Annotated in this window: 15 protein-coding genes; 11 read left to right on the top strand and 4 right to left on the bottom strand. The window is 65.5% G+C overall.

Annotation, left to right across the window (positions count from 1 at the left end; all coding sequences use genetic code 11):
• Positions 1 to 208: 208 nt before the first annotated feature.
• Positions 209 to 1273, top strand: a complete 1065-nt coding sequence (locus WS91_RS22715; RefSeq protein WP_038752300.1) for a glycosyltransferase family 4 protein — start codon at positions 209 to 211, stop codon at positions 1271 to 1273.
• Positions 1274 to 1376: 103 nt separating this feature from the next.
• Here the strand turns inward: WS91_RS22715 and WS91_RS22710 are convergent, their stop codons facing one another.
• Positions 1377 to 1673, bottom strand: coding sequence for an H-NS histone family protein (locus WS91_RS22710; protein ID WP_038752297.1), 297 nt, complete (start codon positions 1671 to 1673; stop codon positions 1377 to 1379).
• Between the two features lie 305 nt (positions 1674 to 1978).
• Here WS91_RS22710 and aqpZ point away from each other — a divergent pair, with 305 nt between their 5' ends.
• The gene (aqpZ, locus tag WS91_RS22705) at positions 1979 to 2683 is read left to right on the top strand and encodes an aquaporin Z (RefSeq protein ID WP_038752294.1); all 705 of its coding nucleotides are present in this window, start codon (positions 1979 to 1981) and stop codon (positions 2681 to 2683) included.
• A gap of 211 nt (positions 2684 to 2894) precedes the next feature.
• On the opposite strand, the gene WS91_RS22700 is transcribed toward aqpZ, so the two are convergent.
• Positions 2895 to 3716, bottom strand: coding sequence for a Cof-type HAD-IIB family hydrolase (locus WS91_RS22700; RefSeq protein WP_038752291.1), 822 nt, complete (start codon positions 3714 to 3716; stop codon positions 2895 to 2897).
• 100 nt (positions 3717 to 3816) lie between these two features.
• Entirely contained in the window at positions 3817 to 4707 is an 891-nt protein-coding gene (locus tag WS91_RS22695) for a BadF/BadG/BcrA/BcrD ATPase family protein (RefSeq protein WP_059671057.1), read from the bottom strand.
• 152 nt (positions 4708 to 4859) lie between these two features.
• Between WS91_RS22695 and WS91_RS22690 the strand changes: the two genes are divergently transcribed.
• Positions 4860 to 5465, top strand: coding sequence for a DNA-3-methyladenine glycosylase I (locus tag WS91_RS22690; protein WP_038752286.1), 606 nt, complete (start codon positions 4860 to 4862; stop codon positions 5463 to 5465).
• 355 nt (positions 5466 to 5820) lie between these two features.
• Here the strand turns inward: WS91_RS22690 and rpsU are convergent, their stop codons facing one another.
• Positions 5821 to 6033: a 30S ribosomal protein S21 gene (rpsU, locus tag WS91_RS22685; protein WP_004198205.1), complete on the bottom strand. Its 213-nt coding sequence runs from the start codon at positions 6031 to 6033 to the stop codon at positions 5821 to 5823.
• 530 nt (positions 6034 to 6563) lie between these two features.
• On the opposite strand from rpsU, the gene WS91_RS22680 reads away from it, so the two are divergent.
• From WS91_RS22680 to WS91_RS22645, 8 genes are all read left to right on the top strand, one after another.
• On the top strand, positions 6564 to 7721 hold the full coding sequence (locus WS91_RS22680) for a flagellin (protein ID WP_038752284.1): 1158 nt from the start codon (positions 6564 to 6566) through the stop codon (positions 7719 to 7721).
• A 143-nt stretch (positions 7722 to 7864) separates the two neighbouring features.
• Entirely contained in the window at positions 7865 to 9388 is a 1524-nt protein-coding gene (gene fliD / locus WS91_RS22675) for a flagellar filament capping protein FliD (RefSeq protein WP_059671056.1), read from the top strand.
• A gap of 28 nt (positions 9389 to 9416) precedes the next feature.
• The gene (fliT, locus tag WS91_RS22670) at positions 9417 to 9719 is read left to right on the top strand and encodes a flagellar protein FliT (protein ID WP_038752278.1); all 303 of its coding nucleotides are present in this window, start codon (positions 9417 to 9419) and stop codon (positions 9717 to 9719) included.
• Positions 9720 to 9943: 224 nt separating this feature from the next.
• Positions 9944 to 12295 (top strand): tetratricopeptide repeat protein, encoded by a 2352-nt coding sequence (locus tag WS91_RS22665; protein WP_038752274.1) that lies wholly within the window; start codon positions 9944 to 9946, stop codon positions 12293 to 12295.
• Positions 12292 to 13440, top strand: a complete 1149-nt coding sequence (vioA, locus tag WS91_RS22660; protein WP_059578045.1) for a dTDP-4-amino-4,6-dideoxy-D-glucose aminotransferase VioA — start codon at positions 12292 to 12294, stop codon at positions 13438 to 13440. Before WS91_RS22665 ends, vioA begins: the two co-directional genes overlap by 4 nt.
• The gene (locus WS91_RS22655) at positions 13437 to 14135 is read left to right on the top strand and encodes a WbqC family protein (protein WP_038752268.1); all 699 of its coding nucleotides are present in this window, start codon (positions 13437 to 13439) and stop codon (positions 14133 to 14135) included. Before vioA ends, WS91_RS22655 begins: the two co-directional genes overlap by 4 nt.
• Entirely contained in the window at positions 14132 to 15148 is a 1017-nt protein-coding gene (locus tag WS91_RS22650) for a hypothetical protein (protein WP_063889447.1), read from the top strand. Before WS91_RS22655 ends, WS91_RS22650 begins: the two co-directional genes overlap by 4 nt.
• Positions 15145 to 16422 carry an ATP-grasp domain-containing protein gene (locus tag WS91_RS22645; RefSeq protein WP_038752265.1) on the top strand — a complete coding sequence of 426 codons (1278 nt, stop codon included), beginning with the start codon at positions 15145 to 15147 and terminating at the stop codon, positions 16420 to 16422. Before WS91_RS22650 ends, WS91_RS22645 begins: the two co-directional genes overlap by 4 nt.
• The last annotated feature ends 12 nt before the right edge of the window (positions 16423 to 16434 follow it).

Genomic DNA, 16434 nt, shown 5'->3' with positions numbered 1-16434 from the left:
TGCGTATTTCATCCTGTAACAAGGGTTAAGCGTTTGAAAAATCGCTCGATACCGCTCGCGCGATCCCGATAATGAATCCGAAAGCCCGGTCCGGCGACGTTCGCCGCGCACCGCCCGCTTGCCCCCCGGCAGGCGCTCACCGCTTACCGGAGCGAAGCTCGCAACGCTCCTCGGCGAGTTCCGCCCTCTTCGCAACGGAGAAACGCTCATGCGCATTGCCCAGATCGCCCCGCTCTACGAAGCCGTTCCGCCCAAACTCTACGGGGGCACCGAGCGGGTCGTGTCCTATCTGACCGAGGCGCTCGTCGAAATGGGGCACGACGTCACGCTGTTCGCGAGCGGCGATTCGGTCACGTCGGCGCGCCTCGAGGCCGCCTGGCCGCGCGCGCTGCGGCTCGATCCGTCGATTCGCGACGCGATGGCGCCCCATATGCGCCTCCTCGAGCAGGTCGCGCGGGTCGCCCACACGTTCGACGTCCTGCACTTGCATCTCGACTACCTGCCGTTCCCGCTGCTGTCGCGCCTCGATGCGCCGTTCGTCACGACGCTGCACGGCCGGCTCGACCTGCCTGAGCTGCAGCCCGTCTTCGACGCGTTCCCGAATGTACCCGTCGTGTCGATCTCGAATTCGCAGCGCACGCCGCTGCCGCAGGCCGGCTGGGCGGGCACCGTCTACCACGGGCTGCCCGACACGCTGCTCACGCCGCAAGCCGGCCGCAAGCCCGAATATCTCGCGTTCCTCGGGCGCATCTGCCCGGAAAAGCGCGTCGACACCGCCATCCGGATCGCGGCGCAAAGCGGCCTGCCGCTCAAGATTGCGGCGAAAGTCGACAAGGTCGACGAAGATTATTTCAAAGCCGAGATCGAGCCGCTTCTCGGTTCCGCGCACGTGGAGTTCATCGGCGAGATCAACGAGGCGCAAAAGCCCGCGTTCCTGTCGGGCGCGAAGGCGCTGCTGTTCCCGATCGACTGGCCGGAGCCGTTCGGCCTCGTGATGATCGAGGCGATGGCGTGCGGCACGCCGGTCGTCGCGTTCAACCGCGGCTCCGTGCCCGAGGTGATCGACGACGGCGTCACGGGCTTCATCGTCGAGGACGTGCAGGGCGCCGTCGGCGCGCTGCACCGGATCGATGAATTGTCGCGCGATGCAATCCGCGCGCAATTCGAGCAACGTTTCAGCTCGCACGCAATGGCGCGCCGCTATATCGACATCTATGAAACGCTGCGCGAAGCAGCCAAGCAGCCGCAATGGCGACGCGTGGCGACGGGTTAACCCTTTGACCGGCGCGATTGCAGAAATCACGCGCCCATTACGCCGCGCATAGAAGAAAGCCGCATCGGGAAATGCGGCTTTCTTTTTGCCAAGCGTCCGATAATCAGCCGATCAAAAAGCGCTCGCGGTTTTTGCCGACGATCCAATGCGGGGGCTTCCCGCGGCCGCTCCAGGTACTGCCGGATTTCGGATCGCGGTATTTGGCCGGCAGCGGCCCCCTCTTCGGCGGACGACCGCGCCGCGCGCGCTCCGCGAATCCCAGATCCTGCGCCGTGAGGCCATACTCGACGATCTTGCCTTGCAGCTCGGCGATCACGGCCGCGACCTCCTGACGACGTACCTCTTCCGCCTGAGCCTGCAGCTCGACGATCTGCGCCTTGATTTTCGCGTATTGAGACATTTCGACTCCCTATATCATGATCCGCCTGGCATTTCCCAGCCTAGACACAAAGGATCTATTGCGCAATCGGAATTGCTACGAAATCCAACAAAAACATTTCGTCTGATAAATTTTAAAATTCAATTGCCATACTCGTGCAATACGGCGTTATTCTAATAAAAACGCCGATCGGCCAATCCCAATTTGACAATCGTTGACTCTTCGGAAACCGTAAGATTTCCTATAATCCAGGCGGCATTCGTGGATGCGTCCCCGCTTTTTGTGGCGCAATCCGTTTTCGATTTTCACCACCAGGAACCACTCCAATGAAATTACCTCAGCGTCTCGCAGCAGAAGTGTTCGGCACGTTCTGGCTCGTTCTGGGCGGCTGTGGCAGCGCCGTTCTGGCGGCCGCGTATCCGGGCCTCGGCATTGGCTTTACCGGCGTCGCATTCGCGTTTGGCCTGACCGTTCTGACGATGGCGTTCGCGATCGGCCACGTCTCGGGGTGTCACCTGAATCCGGCCGTGAGCGTCGGCTTGACCGTGGCGGGCCGCTTCCCGGCCCGCGATCTCGTGCCGTACATCGTCGCGCAGGTCGTCGGCGCCACGCTCGGCGCGTTCGTGCTGTATCTGATCGCGACCGGCAAGCCGGGCTTCGACGTCGTCAGCAGCGGCTTCGCGACGAACGGCTATGACGCCCGCTCGCCCGGCCATTACTCGCTTGCGGCCGCGTTCATTTGCGAAGTCGTACTGACGGCCTTCTTCCTGTTCGTGATCCTCGGCTCGACCGACAAGCGCGCGCCGGCCGGCTTCGCGCCGATCGCGATCGGCCTGTGCCTCACGCTGATCCACCTGATCTCGATCCCGGTGACGAACACGTCGGTAAACCCGGCGCGCTCGACGGGCCCGGCGCTGTTCGTCGGCGGCGAGGCGATCGGCCAGCTGTGGCTGTTCTGGGTCGCGCCCATCATCGGCGCGGCGATCGCGGGCGTGGTATACCCGCTCGTCGCGGGCCGCGACGAAAGCTGACGCCGGTGCGGGCGGCATCGGGCCGCCCGCCCGTCGCCTCACAAGGCGACACGACAGAGGAAGATCGACATCGCCCTTCGCCGGCCAATGGCGGCGGGGCAGAACGGGAACGGGCGCTGCGGCGCCCGTTTTTCATTGCCGAAGCTCGTCGCGCGCTGGCTCGAGCGGCTCTGTCGGCGCGATCGAGGCGGACGAAGCGGTCGATGCGCAGTCAGTGAGTGGTCGGGTTCTCGAGCGCGAACAGCGTGCGCAGATGGCGCGCGACGCCCGCGTCGAAGTTGTTGCCGATCCGCGGCACCCTCGGCAGACGCGTGACGAGATCGGGATTCGCGTTGTTCATCATGAACGGATGCCCGGCCGTCTCGAGCAGATCGATGTCGTTCATGTTGTCGCCGAACGCGACGCAATGCGCGGGATCGACGCCGAGCCGCTCGAGCACGACCCGCAACGCTCGTCCCTTCGAGACGTTCGCAGTCATCACCTCGAGGCAGTCGGGCAGCGAATAGGTGACGTAGAGCGCGCCGCCGAACCGGCGCGCGAGGTTGTCCGACACGACGGCCAGATCCTCCGGCTCGCCGATGTACAGCACCTTTGCGATGTCCGTGCCGTCGTGCGACAGCATGTCGACGACGTCGTAGCGAAATCCGGAATCCTGATGGAATGCGAGCAGATGCGGCGCATCGCGGTCGATCAGCCAGCCGTCATTGGTGAACAGATTGACGATCACGCGGCCGTGCGTGCCGACGAGCTCGGGCCTCACCAGTTGCCGCACCGTGTCGGCGGGCACGTCCTGCGCGTGAATCCGCGAATCGTCCGGCGCATGCACGCGCGCGCCGTTCGACGTGATCAGGTAAGGCCGGATGCCGAGCACGTCGCGAATGCCGGCGACGTCCGCGTAGTGGCGCCCCGTTGCGATCACGAAGGGCACGCCGTCGCCCGCGAGCCGCCGCACGGTGTCGATCGTGTAGGAATCGAGCTGGTGGTCGCTGTTGAGCAGGGTTCCGTCGAGATCGGTGGCGATGACTTTATACATGGCGGACGTCGGAGGATGCGGGGGCGCGGAAGTAAGCGGACATTCTATCGTCGGTCGGGAGACGCCGCTTGCGGATGTCCGTTTGCGCCGCCCACCGGGTTCATTGCGATGCGACGAGCCCGAGCCTCGCCGCTTCCCGCGCGGCGAGCCGCAACGCGCCGTGCGCGGAATCGGCCTGCGGTACCACCAGCCGCGCGCGGTGAGGCTCGGGCACCGCGCTCGCAAGCGCGCCCGCAAGCCCGCCGCACAACGCGACGGGCAGCGCCGCCGCGGGATCGAGCGCGTCGATCATCTTGGCGATCTCGACGCCCGCCTGCTCGATCCAGCGCGCGGCGGCCGGATGATCACGATGCGCGAACACGATCGGCGCGAGGCGCGCATACGCGGTTTGATTCGCCGCGCATGACCAGACGACGAGAGCGTCGCGATCGGACGCGCCCGTATGCGCGACAAGCGCCTGGGCGAACGCGTCGAGCGGAACACGGCCGTCGAGCGCCTGCTGCGCGTGCGACAGCGCTCGCAAGCCGAGCCAGGCGCCGCTCGCCTCGTCGCCGGACGGAAAACCGTATCCGCCCGCGATCCGGCAGACGCCCGATTCGTCGAGTGCGGCGGCGATACTGCCCGTGCCGAGCGCGACCACGACGCCCGGCGCGCCGCCGTGGGCGCCGACGACGGTCGTATAGGCATCGCTTTCTACCGCGAGCGCGGCAAGCGGCGCGCTCGCCCGGAACGCATCCAGCCACTCGCGATGGTTCACGCCGGCGAGCCCGCAGCCGAGCACGCAGCACCGCCAGTCGAACGCGACGCCAGCGCGCGCGCAGGCGTCCGCGCAGGCGGCCTCGATCGCGCGCCACGCGGCTTCGATGCCGAGCGCAAGCCCGGACGGCCCGCCGCCGCCTTGCGCGAGCTCGCGCCCCTGCGCATCGGCCAGCACCGCGCGGGTGCCCGTGCCGCCGCCGTCGATACCGATCAGAAAAATGTCATTGCCCATCGCTTGCTTCAATCCGAAAGATTCGTCGAAGTAACATCGTTGCCAGAGCTTAACCGCAACGGCCCGCCGCGCCCATCGGCCGAACGGCCAGGCTTGCGCCCGCTCGCCGATCCGCTATGCTGGCGCGACCACATCGACGGAACACGCAACAGATGCCGAAGCAGGAACGCTGCAGCTGGGTAAAAACCGAAGCGGACGCTCACTATCACGATACCGAATGGGGCGTGCCGTCGCACGACGACCGCCATTTATTCGAAATGCTCGTGCTCGAGGGCGCGCAAGCGGGCCTGTCCTGGTCGACGATCTTGAACAAGCGCGCCGGTTATCGCACGGCGTTTGCCGATTTCGACGTCGACAAAGTCGCCCGATTCACGCCGAAGCGGATCGACGAACTGGTGCTCGACGCGCGCATCGTGCGCAATCGCGCAAAGATCGAGGCGGCCGTCACGAACGCGCGCGCGGTCCAGCAGATTCGCGCGGAACACGGCTCGCTCGCCGCATTCCTGTGGTCGTTCGTCGATCATGCGCCGCTGCAGAACGCATGGCCGTCGTACCGCGACGCTCCGGCGTCGACCGAGCGCTCGGACGCGCTCAGCAAAGCGCTCAAGCGCTACGGCTGCAAGTTCGTCGGCTCGACGATCTGCTATGCGCTGATGCAGGCGACGGGCATGGTCAACGACCACGAAAAGAATTGCCCGTGCCACGCGCGCTGCGCGGCGCTCGGCAAGAAGATCGCGAAGAAGAAAACGGCGGCATGACGCTCATGCGGCCGGCGGCGCATGCCGGCGTCGATTGCGCCTGAATCCGCTGCGACTGCCGCTCGCAGCGGCATGAGCGGCGCGGCCCCAACCCCGGATCGTCGAGCCACGCGTGCTGGCGGAGCCCCGCCTGGCGCGGAAGACGGGAGCATGGCCGACGCCATTGCGCAGGAACGCCGGCGCGATGCGGCGGCAAGATGTGCGGCGCACCCTCGGCAGCGGACCGCGAACGCGATCCGCCGCGCACCCGTGCGCCATGCCCGCGCGAGCCGCGCTGCATACCGGACAGCCCAAACAAAACGGCGGTGCGGCTTCTCGCGAAGCCGCACCGCCGTCGAGGCGAAGCGAGCGAAGCTTAGTGGAGCTTCTTCGGCAGCATTTGGCTGCGCAGGCGCTTGTGCAGGCGCTTCACCGCGGCCGCCTTCTTGCGCTTGCGCACGGCGGTCGGCTTTTCGTATGCCTGGCGCTCGCGCAGCTCGGCGATCAGGCCGTTCTTCTCGATGGCGCGGCGGAAGCGGCGAATCGCCACTTCGAACGGCTCGTTTTCTTTCAAAAGAATCGTCGTCATGTCGTTCCTAATTTGCTTGATACGGTCAAAAACGTAGCGGCCAAGCGCCACGCACCGGCCTTCCGGGCGTTTCCACGAACGGGCGAAACGAGCGGGTAGCGGCCTCGGAGGCCGGAAAAGAGAGGCGGAATGCACCGCGAAACGCTCGGCAACCAACACCAGGCGCCGCGTTTGACTGTCAGCAGACATGCCCTACGTGTACACGTAAACGGCGAAGGCGTGACAGAAATCTCAATTCAGCCCGCCATCATAACAGGTAAACATCGGCGCGGCCAGCGGTTTACCACTTTTCCGCGCGGCGCCGCCGCGCGGCCCGCCAATCGGCGCCGTGCCACGCACGCGATTGCTGCAACTGCAACGTTTGCTCACCGAACGATCCCGGCAAAAAAATCGGGCCGAATCTTGTCGCGTCCCTCAAGTTTTTTTCGCGTGCGCCGAAATCCAGCACAAGGCGGCCGGCAAAGAACGAGTGCTTCCGCCCACGCCAATAGTGGCATTGATGGGCTTTTAGGCTCAATTAGGAGATTTTCATGCTCGGAATCAACAGCAACATCAACTCGTTGGTCGCTCAGCAGAACCTCAACGGCTCGCAAAGCGCCCTGTCCCAAGCGATCACCCGCCTGTCGTCGGGCAAGCGCATCAACAGCGCGGCTGACGACGCGGCCGGCCTCGCGATCTCCGCGCGGATGCAAACGCAGATCAACGGCCTGAATCAAGGCGTGTCGAACGCGAACGACGGCGTGTCGATGGTCCAAACCGCATCGAGCGCCCTGTCGTCGCTGACGTCGGGCCTGCAGCGCATCCGCCAACTCGCCGTGCAGGCGTCGACGGGCACGCTGTCGTCGACCGACCAGGCCGCGCTGCAAAAGGAAGTTTCGCAGCAGATCGCTGAAGTCAACCGGATTGCTTCGCAAACGAACTACAACGGCAAGAACATTCTCGACGGCTCGGCGGGCATCCTGTCGTTCCAAGTCGGCGCGAACGTCGGCCAGACGATCAGCCTCGACCTGAGCCAAAGCATGTCGGCTGCGCAGATCGGCGGCGGCCTCGTGCAGAAGGGCCAGACGATCGGCACGTTCACGAACATGAACCTCGACTCGACGGGCACGTACACGTCGACGGCCGCGAACGTCGCGATCACGTCGGTCAACGTGCTGTCCGACGGCAACGGCGGCTTCACGTTCACCGACCAAAACGGCACGGCGCTCAGCGCGACCGCCGTCGGCAACATCTTCACGGCGGGCACGGCCGCGGGCACGGGCACGGCGATCACGAACTTGACGCTCGCCGCCGGCGCGACGAGCGGCATGACGACCGCGCAGTCGACGGCCGCAACCAGCATGCTCGCGCAGATCAACGCCGTCAACAAGCCGCCGACGGTGTCGAACCTCGACATCAGCTCGGTGACGGGTGCGAACCAAGCGATGGTGTCGATCGACAACGCGCTGCAAACGGTGAACAACCTGCAGGCAACGCTCGGCGCGGCGCAAAACCGCTTCTCGTCGATCGCGTCCACGCAGCAGGCCGGCGCAACCAACCTGTCGCAAGCGCAATCGCAGATCCAAAGCGCGGACTTCGCGCAGGAAACGGCGAACCTGTCGCGCGCGCAAGTGCTCCAGCAAGCCGGCATCTCGGTGCTCGCGCAAGCGAACTCGATGCCGCAGCAAGTGCTGAAGCTCCTGCAGTAAAGTGTACCGAACGACGGGCCGCGCAGTCAGGCGGCCCGTTTTGTGCGGCGGAGCAATCCCTCGTGGCCGCCGCACGTTTTTTTCCCGCTTCCCGAATTTCCCGATGACGGTTCGCCGATCACGGCGACGCCCGGAGTGTCACGATGTCCACGCCCATCTCGTCGAGCACGACCCAGCAGCAAACCAATGCGGCGCTGCAGCAGGCAGCGCAGTCGATCATCAGCGGCTCGACCGGCAACTCGTCGATGGACGTGAGCTCGCTCGTAACGGCACTCGTCAACAGCAAGACGGCGGGCCAGACCGCGCTCCTGTCGACCTCGGTCGCGAACGACCAGGCACAGCTCACCGCGCTCGGCACGCTGAAATCGGCGCTCACCGCGCTGCAAACGGGCCTCGGCTCACTCGCGAACGGCACCGTCACGCAAGCCTTCACGGCAACCGCGAGCGGCAGCGGCCTCACCGCGACGACGGGCTCGGGCGCCGTCGCCGGCAGCTATTCGATCGCCGTCAACCAGATCGCGACGACGCAAACGCTTTCATCGGGCGCGTTCGGCGCGACCCAGCAGCTCGGCGCCGGCACGTTGACGCTGTCGGTCGGCGGCAATTCGTCGGCAATCACGATCGATTCGTCGAACAACACGCTCGCCGGCATCGCCGCCGCGATCAACGGCGCAACCAATAATCCCGGCGTGACGGCGACGATCGTCACCGGCACGGACGGCGCGCACCTCGTATTGCGCTCGTCGACGACGGGCGCCGCGAACACGATCAACGTCGCCGTCAGCAACCTGTCGGGCGACAACGGCTTGTCGAGCCTCGCCGTCACGTCGACCGCGAGCACGACGGGCGGCCAATCGACGATCACGTCGGGCGGCAGCATCGCGTGGTCGCAGACGACGGCTGCGCAAAATGCGCAATTCACCGTCGGCGGCATCGCCGCGACGAGCGCGACCAATGCGGTGACGAGCGCGATCGCGGGCGTCACGCTGAACCTGTCGCAAAGCGCGGTGGGCACGACGCAAACGCTGACGGTCGCGGCCGACACGTCCTCGCAATCGACCGCGATCACGAACTTCGTCAATCTGTACAACACGCTCGTCACGACGATGTCGTCGTTGTCGTCGCTGTCGGGCGCGGGCACGTCGTCGCAGACGGCCGGCCCGCTCCTCGGCGACTCGACGCTCAACTCGATCCGCAACACGCTCGCCGGCATCGTCGCAGGCGGCGTGACGAGCAACGGCTCGACCGTCTCGCTCGCATCGCTCGGCATCTCGCTCTCGGGCACCGGCTCTTCAAGCCAGACGGAGGGCACGCTCGTCGTCGACCAGGCGAAACTCACGGCGGCGTTGACGAACAACCCGTCGAGCGTCGCGACGCTGTTCAACGCGACGAACGGAGTCGGCGCGCAGCTGAACAACACGATCAACAGCTACGTGCAGGCAAACGGCATCTTCGATATCCGCACGAACGCGCTGAACAAGGACCTGAGCAGCATCGCACAGCAGCAGGCGCAGCTCGCGACGTATTCGTCGCAGCTCACCACGCAGTACAACGCGCAGTTCACCGCGCTCGACACGCTGATGGCGACGATGAACACGAATTCGAATTACCTGACCCAGTTGTTCGGCGGCACCAACAGCGCGGGCTCGCTCGCGTCCAACAAGTAACGCCGCCCCGCCCACGGAGCAACCCGAGATGGATCAAAAATCGCTGATGGAGAAAGTGCTGGCGATGTCGCGTGCGATCGAGCACGCGGCGCAGATGGCCGACTGGATCGAAGTCCAGCGGCTCGTCGATGCGCGCTCGCCGCACCTGATGTCGATCGCGCCCGAACAGACGCCCGAAACGCTCGCGCTCATACGCAACGTGCAGGCGATCGACGCCGCCGTCTGCGCCGCCGCTCGCGATGCGCAGGCCGGGCTTCAGGTCGAGTATCGAGCGGCAATGAATCGACTGAACGCCGCGAACGCTTATCAGGCGGCCGCCGCTCAGTTCTGAGCCGGCGGCGCGGCTTCCATCCCCCCACACAACAACAAATCACGCGCTTCGGCGCGTGCTCGTTCACCTCGACGCCCGCTTCGTGCGGGCCTTTTTTTGCCCGCCTCGGGCGCAGGTCGCCGACCCGATTCGTCAAATTGGCGGGGATTTGGGGTTTAGCTCGGCGCTTCGGCCGGCAGGGAGCGATCGGATAATCCGTTCAACTCGCTCACTTCGTCGAGATCATGTCCGCCATTTTCGAATCGTCCGCCCCGCTCCCCCCCGAGCAGCAAATGAATGCCGACATCGCGCTCGTGCTGCAAAGCGCGCTCGAGCACCATCACAAGGGCGAGCTCGAAGACGCGCGGGCGCTCTACGAGGCGATCCTCGGCGCGCAGCCCGAGCACGCGGACACCCGCTACAACCTCGCGGTGCTGCTCGTGCAGACGGGCTCGCCCGTCGACGCGCTGCAGCATTTCGAGATGGTGCTCGGCACGCATCCGCGTCACGGCAATTATTGGGTCGGCTATGTGAACGCGCTGATCGAGGCCGGTCAGATCGCGGCCGCGTGGACGGCGCTCAACCTCGCGCAGCAACTCGGCGTCAAGGGGCCAGCCGTCGACACGATCGTGTTGCGGCTCGCGCATTCGGAGGAAGGTCGGCCTGCCGCCGTCGGGATCGTGCCTGCCGCGACCGCGGCACAGGCCGTGCCCGTCGCCGCGGAAACGTCGGAAACGCCCGAGCCGCACGCCGGCTCCGCGCGCCGCCCCGGCCGCCAGGAGATGAGCCGCGCCGAAACGCTCTATGACCACGGCCGCGACGCCGAAGCGGCAAAGGCCGCACGCACGCTTACGCGGCGCTATCCGTCGCACGGCCCCGCCTGGCGCGTGCTGGGCCTCGCGCTGCATCGCAGCGGCCGATACGTGGAGGCGTTGGAACCCCTTTTCCGCACCACCGAGCTCCTGCCCGACGATTCGAACTGCCGAGTGCTGTACGCCGACACGTTGCGTCTTGCGAACCGTCTGCCGGAAGCGGAGTCCCAATGCCGCGAGGCGATCGCGCGCAACGCCGGTTACGCGGAGGCGCATCGGGTGCTCGGCGTCGTGCTCGCCGCGATCGGCCGTCAGAACGAAGCGATCGAGGCGGGCAAGCGCGCCATCGAGATCGCGCCTGATTCCGCGACGGCATACGGCTCGCTCGCGGTCACGTTGTTCGAAGGCGGGCTGCTCAACGAAGCGGAGCAATACTTCCGGCGCGCGTTCGAGCTCGATCCAAGGGATACGCTTGCGCACAGCAATCTGCTCTTCAACCTTACGCACCGCATCGACATCGACATCGATGCGCACATCGCCGCGCACCGCGACTACGCGGCGCACCACGAAGCCCCGCTGAAGGCTGCGTGGCCGCGCCATGCCAACCGTCGCGATCCGCAGCGACGGCTGCGAATCGGCTTCGTGTCGGGCGACCTGTTCGATCACGCGGTCGCGTCGTATCTGTTGCCGCTCGTCGAGCATCTGGTGAAGGACCCGGCGCTGTCGCTGACGTTCTATCACAACTACGTCCGCGACGATCGCGTCACCGCGCGCCTGCGCGCATGCTCGCACGCGTGGCATACGGTCGCGGGCCTCACCGACGCGCAATTCGTCAACCGCATTCGCGCCGACGGCATCGATATCCTCGTCGACCTGTCGGGCCATTCCGGACGCAACCGCCTGTCCGTGTTCGCGCGCAAACCGGCACCCGTGCAGGTCAGCTGGATCGGCTACCCCGCGACGACGGGTCTCGACGCGATCGACTACTACTTCACCGACTCGTACGCAGTGCCGTTCGGCCCGATGGAGGCGCAGTACACGGAGAAGATCGTCCATCTGTCGTCGGGCGCCACGTTCTCGCCCGCGACGAACGCGCCGCCCGTCAACATGCTGCCCGCGCTGCACAACGGCCGCGTGACGTTCGGCAGCTTCAACCGCCTGAACAAGCTGCGCGCCGACGTGATCGCCGTGTGGGCCCGCGTCATGCGCGCGGTGCCGGATTCGCGCATCGTCGTCGGCTCGATGCCGGGCGACGAAGATCGGCTCGAGATCGGCAAGACGCTGACCAGTTGGTTCGCGCGCGAAGGTATCGCACGCGACCGGCTGGTGTTTCAACCGCGCACGACGACGACCGTCTATCTGCAGCAACATCATCACGTCGACTTCTGCCTCGACACGTTCCCGTACACCGGCTCGACGACCGTGCTCAACGCGCTGTGGATGGGCGTGCCGACGCTGACGATGCGCGGCAAGACGCCGTCGAGCCGCGCCGGCCTCACGTGGATGTCGCATGTCGGGCTCGAATCATTCGTCGCCGACGATGTCGACGACTTCGTCGCGAAAGGCATCGCGCTCGCATCGGATGTCCCGACGCTCGCACGCATCCGCGGCGAGCTGCGCGAGCGCTGCGCGCGCTCGGCCGCATTCCAGCCGCAGCGCGTCGCGCAGGACGTGTCCGACGCATTGCGCATCATGTGGCGCCGCTGGTGCGACGGCCAGCCGCCCGCCCCGTTCGCGGTACCGCCGCGCGACGCAACGACAACCGTCGCAGGAGACCGCCCATGAGCGCACTGCCGCTGCGCGCCGTCGAGCCGTGGACCGACGAGCGCATTTACGTCACCCAACCGCATCTCGCGCCACTCGCCGAGTTTCTGCCTTATCTCGAGGCGATCTGGGAAAGCAAGGTGCTGACGAACGGCGGGCCGTTCCATCAGCAGCTCGAGAAGGCGCTGTGCGATTACCTCGGCGTGCACCATCTCGCGCTCTTCACGAACGGCACGCTCGCGCTCGTCACCGCGCTGCAAGCGCTGCGGATCACGGGCGAAGTGATCACGACGCCGTATTCGTTCGTCGCGACCGCGCACTCGCTGCTGTGGAACGGGATCAAGCCGGTATTCGTCGACATCGATCCTCACACGCTGAACCTCGATCCCGCGAAGATCGAGGCGGCGATCACGCCGCAGACGACAGCGATCATGCCGGTGCACTGCTACGGCCGGCCGTGCGATGTCGCCGCGATTCAAAAGATCGCCGACAACTACAACCTGAAGGTGATCTACGACGCGGCGCATGCGTTCGGCGTGAAGACGCCCGGCGGTAGCGTGCTCGAACACGGCGACATGTCGATCCTGAGCTTTCACGCGACGAAGGTGTTCAACACGTTCGAAGGCGGTGCGATCGTCTGCCCGGACGCGAAGACGAAGCAGCACATCGATCATCTGAAGAACTTCGGCTTCGTCGACGAAGTGACGGTCGTGGCGGCGGGCATCAACGGCAAGATGAGCGAGATCAACGCGGCATTCGGTCTCCTGCAGCTCAAGTACATCGACGACGCGCTCGCACGCCGTGCGCACATCGAGGCCGCGTATCGCGAAGCGCTCGCCGACGTACGTGGAATCCGCTGCCTGCCGCCCGTCGACGCGCCGGTGGCGAACCACTCGTACTTCCCGATCCTCGTCGACGACGATTATCCGATCAGCCGCGACGCGCTGTATCAGCGACTGCGCGATCACGAGATCTACGCACGCCGCTACTTCTATCCGCTGATCTCCGACTTCCCGATGTACCGAGGGCTGCCGTCCGCACAACGCCCCAATCTACCCGTCGCCGCAGACGCCGCGGCGCGTGTGCTGTGCCTGCCCATCTTTCCGGCGCTGTCCGACGGCAATCTTGCCCGCATCGTGAATCTCGTCGCGCACCCGCAGCCATGAAGCTTGCGATCATGCAGCCGTATCTGTTTCCGTACGTCGGTTACTTTCAGCTAGCCGCGTCGGTCGATGCGTTCGTGTTCTACGACGACGTCAATTACATCAAGAACGGCTGGATCAATCGGAACCGGATGCTGCTCGACGGCAGGCCGCACTACTTCACCGTGCCGCTCGCGGGTGCGAGCCCATCGCAAAAGATCGCCGACGTCCGAATCCAGCCGCCCGAGCGGTGGCGGCGGAAAGTGCTCGAGGCGCTGCGGCACGGTTACGGGAAGGCGCCTCACTACGCGCGCGTGAGCGAGCTCGTCGGGGACGTGCTCTGTTGCGCAACGGCACACATGTCGACACTCGCCACGCGAAGCGTGATCGAGGTCTGCAATTACCTGGGAATCGACGCACGCTTCGTCATGTCGTCGGCCGGCTACGGCAACGATGCGCTGAAAGGCGCGCAGCGCGTGCTCGACATCTGCGTGCGCGAACGCGCGGCGCGCTACGTCAATCTGCCGGGCGGCCGCACGCTATACGACGACGCGGCATTCGCCGCACGCGGCATCGCGCTCGAATTCATCGAACCGAACCTCGAACCGTACCGGCAGTTCGGCGCCGAGTTCGTGCCTGGCCTGTCGATCATCGACGTCCTCATGTTCAATGACGCCACCGAAGCGCGCGCGATGCTCATGCAAGAGGCGCGCTCATGACGACGGATGCGATCGGCGGCTATCTGCAACTCGAGTTGCCGCGCGCACCGGGCGAGCATCATGGTGACGCGCTGCGGTTTCAGTCCGCGCGCGCCGCATTCCTCGCCCTCATTTCCGCGTGCCGCCCCGACGCCGTATGGCTGCCGCACTACATCTGCGACGGCATGCTCGAGCCGCTGGAGACAGCAGGCATTCCCGTGAAGCGCTACGCACTGGACGAACGCCTGCGCGCCGCCGATACCGCGCTCGGGCCACGCGAGTGGCTCGTGTACGTCAATTATTTCGGCGTCTGCCAGCATCAGGTCGACGACGTATTGCGACGCTTTCCGCGTGAGCGCGTCGTCATCGACAACGCGCAAGCGTTCTTCGAGCCGCCGTCGGATTGCGCCGCCACGCTGTATTCTCCGCGCAAGTTCGTCGGCGTGCCGGACGGCGGCTATCTCGTGTCGCGACATGCGATCCCCGCGCCCGCCGAAATCGACCGTGACTCCCCGCGGCGCTTCATGCATTTACTCAAGCGAACCGATACGGGCGCGGAGTCCGGTTATTCGGATTATGCGCGTGCGGAGGCGAGTCTATCGCGGCAACCGCCGCGCCGCATGTCGACACTAACGCAGCGCCTGTTGGCGAGCGTCGACTATGCGCAGATCCGCGTAAGGCGGCTTGAAAATTTCGCGCGCCTGCACGAGCGGATCGGCGCGCTCAATCACTTTCCATTCGCGCAGGAAGGCATCGGCGTGCCGCTCTGCTATCCGTTCCTCGGTGCGCCGGACGGCGCGCGTGCGCGGCTCGCGGCCGAGCGCGTCTACACACCCGGCTATTGGCCCGAAGTCGCCGCACGCAAAATCGTCCCGGCGTGGGAAGCCGGGCTCGCGCGCGAAGCGCTTTTCCTGCCTTGCGATCAGCGGATGTCGGAAGGCGATGTCGCGCGCGTCGCCGACCTCGTCGCAGCGGTGTGCGGGCGCGAGCGAGCGTCTCCGGTCGATACATCGCGAAGGAGTTTGCCGAAATGAGCGACAAGATCCGAGTGCTGGTCTTTCCGTGCGGGTCGGAAAACGCCGCCGAGATCCATCAGGCGCTGCGCTACTCGGTGCACGTCGAATTGCATGGTGCGTCGAGCGTCGACGACCATGGCCGTTTTCGCTTTGCCAGATACGCCGGTGACTTGCCGAAGATCAGCGATCCTTGCTTCGACGAGGCGTTCGCCCGCTTGCTCGCCGAACGACGCATCGATCTCGTGTTTGCAACGCACGACACCGTGCACGAATACCTGTCCGCGCGCGCGGCGCAGATGAGCATGACGCTCGTCAACGGCGACCCCGAAAGCGCGGCAATTGCACGCCGCAAGAGCTCGACCTACTATTTGTTCGCCAACGAACCGTGGGTGCCGCGCACGTACGCATCGGCCGGCGACGTACACGCGTGGCCCGTCATCGTGAAGCCGGACCTCGGACAAGGCGGCCAAGGCGTGACGCTCGCGCACGACATGCTTCAGTTGAACCATGCGCTTGCTGCCGTCGAAGCGCCGCTCATCGTCGAATATCTCCCCGGCGAAGAGCTGACGATCGATTGCTTTACCGATCGCAAGCGGCGCCTGCTGCATGCGCAGCCCCGAAGCCGCGAACGTGTGAAGGCGGGCATCGCCATGCGTTCGCACCTCATTGACTCGACACCGGAAATCGATGCGATAGCGCATTCGATCAATAATCGGATGCGGCTTCGCGGCCCGTGGTTCTTCCAACTGAAGGCCGATCGCGACGGCCGCTGGAAACTGCTCGAGGTTGCGTGCCGTGTCGGCGGCACCATGGTCGCGCAGCGCGCGCGCGGCGTGAATCTGCCGTTGATGGCGGTGCAGGATTTCCTCGGCCGCGATCTCGTCACGTTGCCGAATGCCCAGATCCGCCTGATTGATCGAAACATCGCAACGCGCGCTTCGTTCGCTTGCGAATACGACGCGGTCTGCATCGATCTAGACGACACGCTGATCATCGACGGTTACGCGGTGCCGCAGACGATCGCGTTCCTGTATCAGTCGATCGCGGCCGGCAAACGAATCGTGCTCCTCACGCGACACCGGTTCGACGTCGCGAAGACGCTCGAGGCCGCGCGGATCGATGCACGCCTGTTCGACGACATTGTCGTGCTCGGCGCGCACGAGTCGAAAGCCGACCACGTGCCGCCGCGCTCCATCTTCATCGACAACCATTTCCCCGAGCGCCTCGACGTTGCGCGCAAGTGCAACGTGCCGGTGCTCGATGTCGATACGGTCGAATTCTTTCTGCGCTAAGGCGCTGCCATT

This window comes from Burkholderia sp. MSMB1498, from assembly GCF_001526245.1.
GTDB classification, from domain to species: Bacteria; Pseudomonadota; Gammaproteobacteria; order Burkholderiales; family Burkholderiaceae; genus Burkholderia; species Burkholderia savannae.
This window is presented reverse-complemented; position numbering and strand designations above follow the sequence as displayed.

Excerpts from the sequence above, each read along its gene's own strand:
- WS91_RS22715 (WP_038752300.1), top strand. The coding sequence starts at position 209 with ATGCGCATTGCCCAGATCGCCCCGCTCTACGAAGCCGTTCCGCCCAAA.
- WS91_RS22710 (WP_038752297.1), bottom strand. The coding sequence starts at position 1,673 with ATGTCTCAATACGCGAAAATCAAGGCGCAGATCGTCGAGCTGCAGGCT.
- aqpZ (WP_038752294.1), top strand. The coding sequence starts at position 1,979 with ATGAAATTACCTCAGCGTCTCGCAGCAGAAGTGTTCGGCACGTTCTGG.
- WS91_RS22700 (WP_038752291.1), bottom strand. The coding sequence starts at position 3,716 with ATGTATAAAGTCATCGCCACCGATCTCGACGGAACCCTGCTCAACAGC.
- WS91_RS22695 (WP_059671057.1), bottom strand. The coding sequence starts at position 4,707 with ATGGGCAATGACATTTTTCTGATCGGTATCGACGGCGGCGGCACGGGC.
- WS91_RS22690 (WP_038752286.1), top strand. The coding sequence starts at position 4,860 with ATGCCGAAGCAGGAACGCTGCAGCTGGGTAAAAACCGAAGCGGACGCT.
- rpsU (WP_004198205.1), bottom strand. The coding sequence starts at position 6,033 with ATGACGACGATTCTTTTGAAAGAAAACGAGCCGTTCGAAGTGGCGATT.
- WS91_RS22680 (WP_038752284.1), top strand. The coding sequence starts at position 6,564 with ATGCTCGGAATCAACAGCAACATCAACTCGTTGGTCGCTCAGCAGAAC.
- fliD (WP_059671056.1), top strand. The coding sequence starts at position 7,865 with ATGTCCACGCCCATCTCGTCGAGCACGACCCAGCAGCAAACCAATGCG.
- fliT (WP_038752278.1), top strand. The coding sequence starts at position 9,417 with ATGGATCAAAAATCGCTGATGGAGAAAGTGCTGGCGATGTCGCGTGCG.
- WS91_RS22665 (WP_038752274.1), top strand. The coding sequence starts at position 9,944 with ATGTCCGCCATTTTCGAATCGTCCGCCCCGCTCCCCCCCGAGCAGCAA.
- vioA (WP_059578045.1), top strand. The coding sequence starts at position 12,292 with ATGAGCGCACTGCCGCTGCGCGCCGTCGAGCCGTGGACCGACGAGCGC.
- WS91_RS22655 (WP_038752268.1), top strand. The coding sequence starts at position 13,437 with ATGAAGCTTGCGATCATGCAGCCGTATCTGTTTCCGTACGTCGGTTAC.
- WS91_RS22650 (WP_063889447.1), top strand. The coding sequence starts at position 14,132 with ATGACGACGGATGCGATCGGCGGCTATCTGCAACTCGAGTTGCCGCGC.
- WS91_RS22645 (WP_038752265.1), top strand. The coding sequence starts at position 15,145 with ATGAGCGACAAGATCCGAGTGCTGGTCTTTCCGTGCGGGTCGGAAAAC.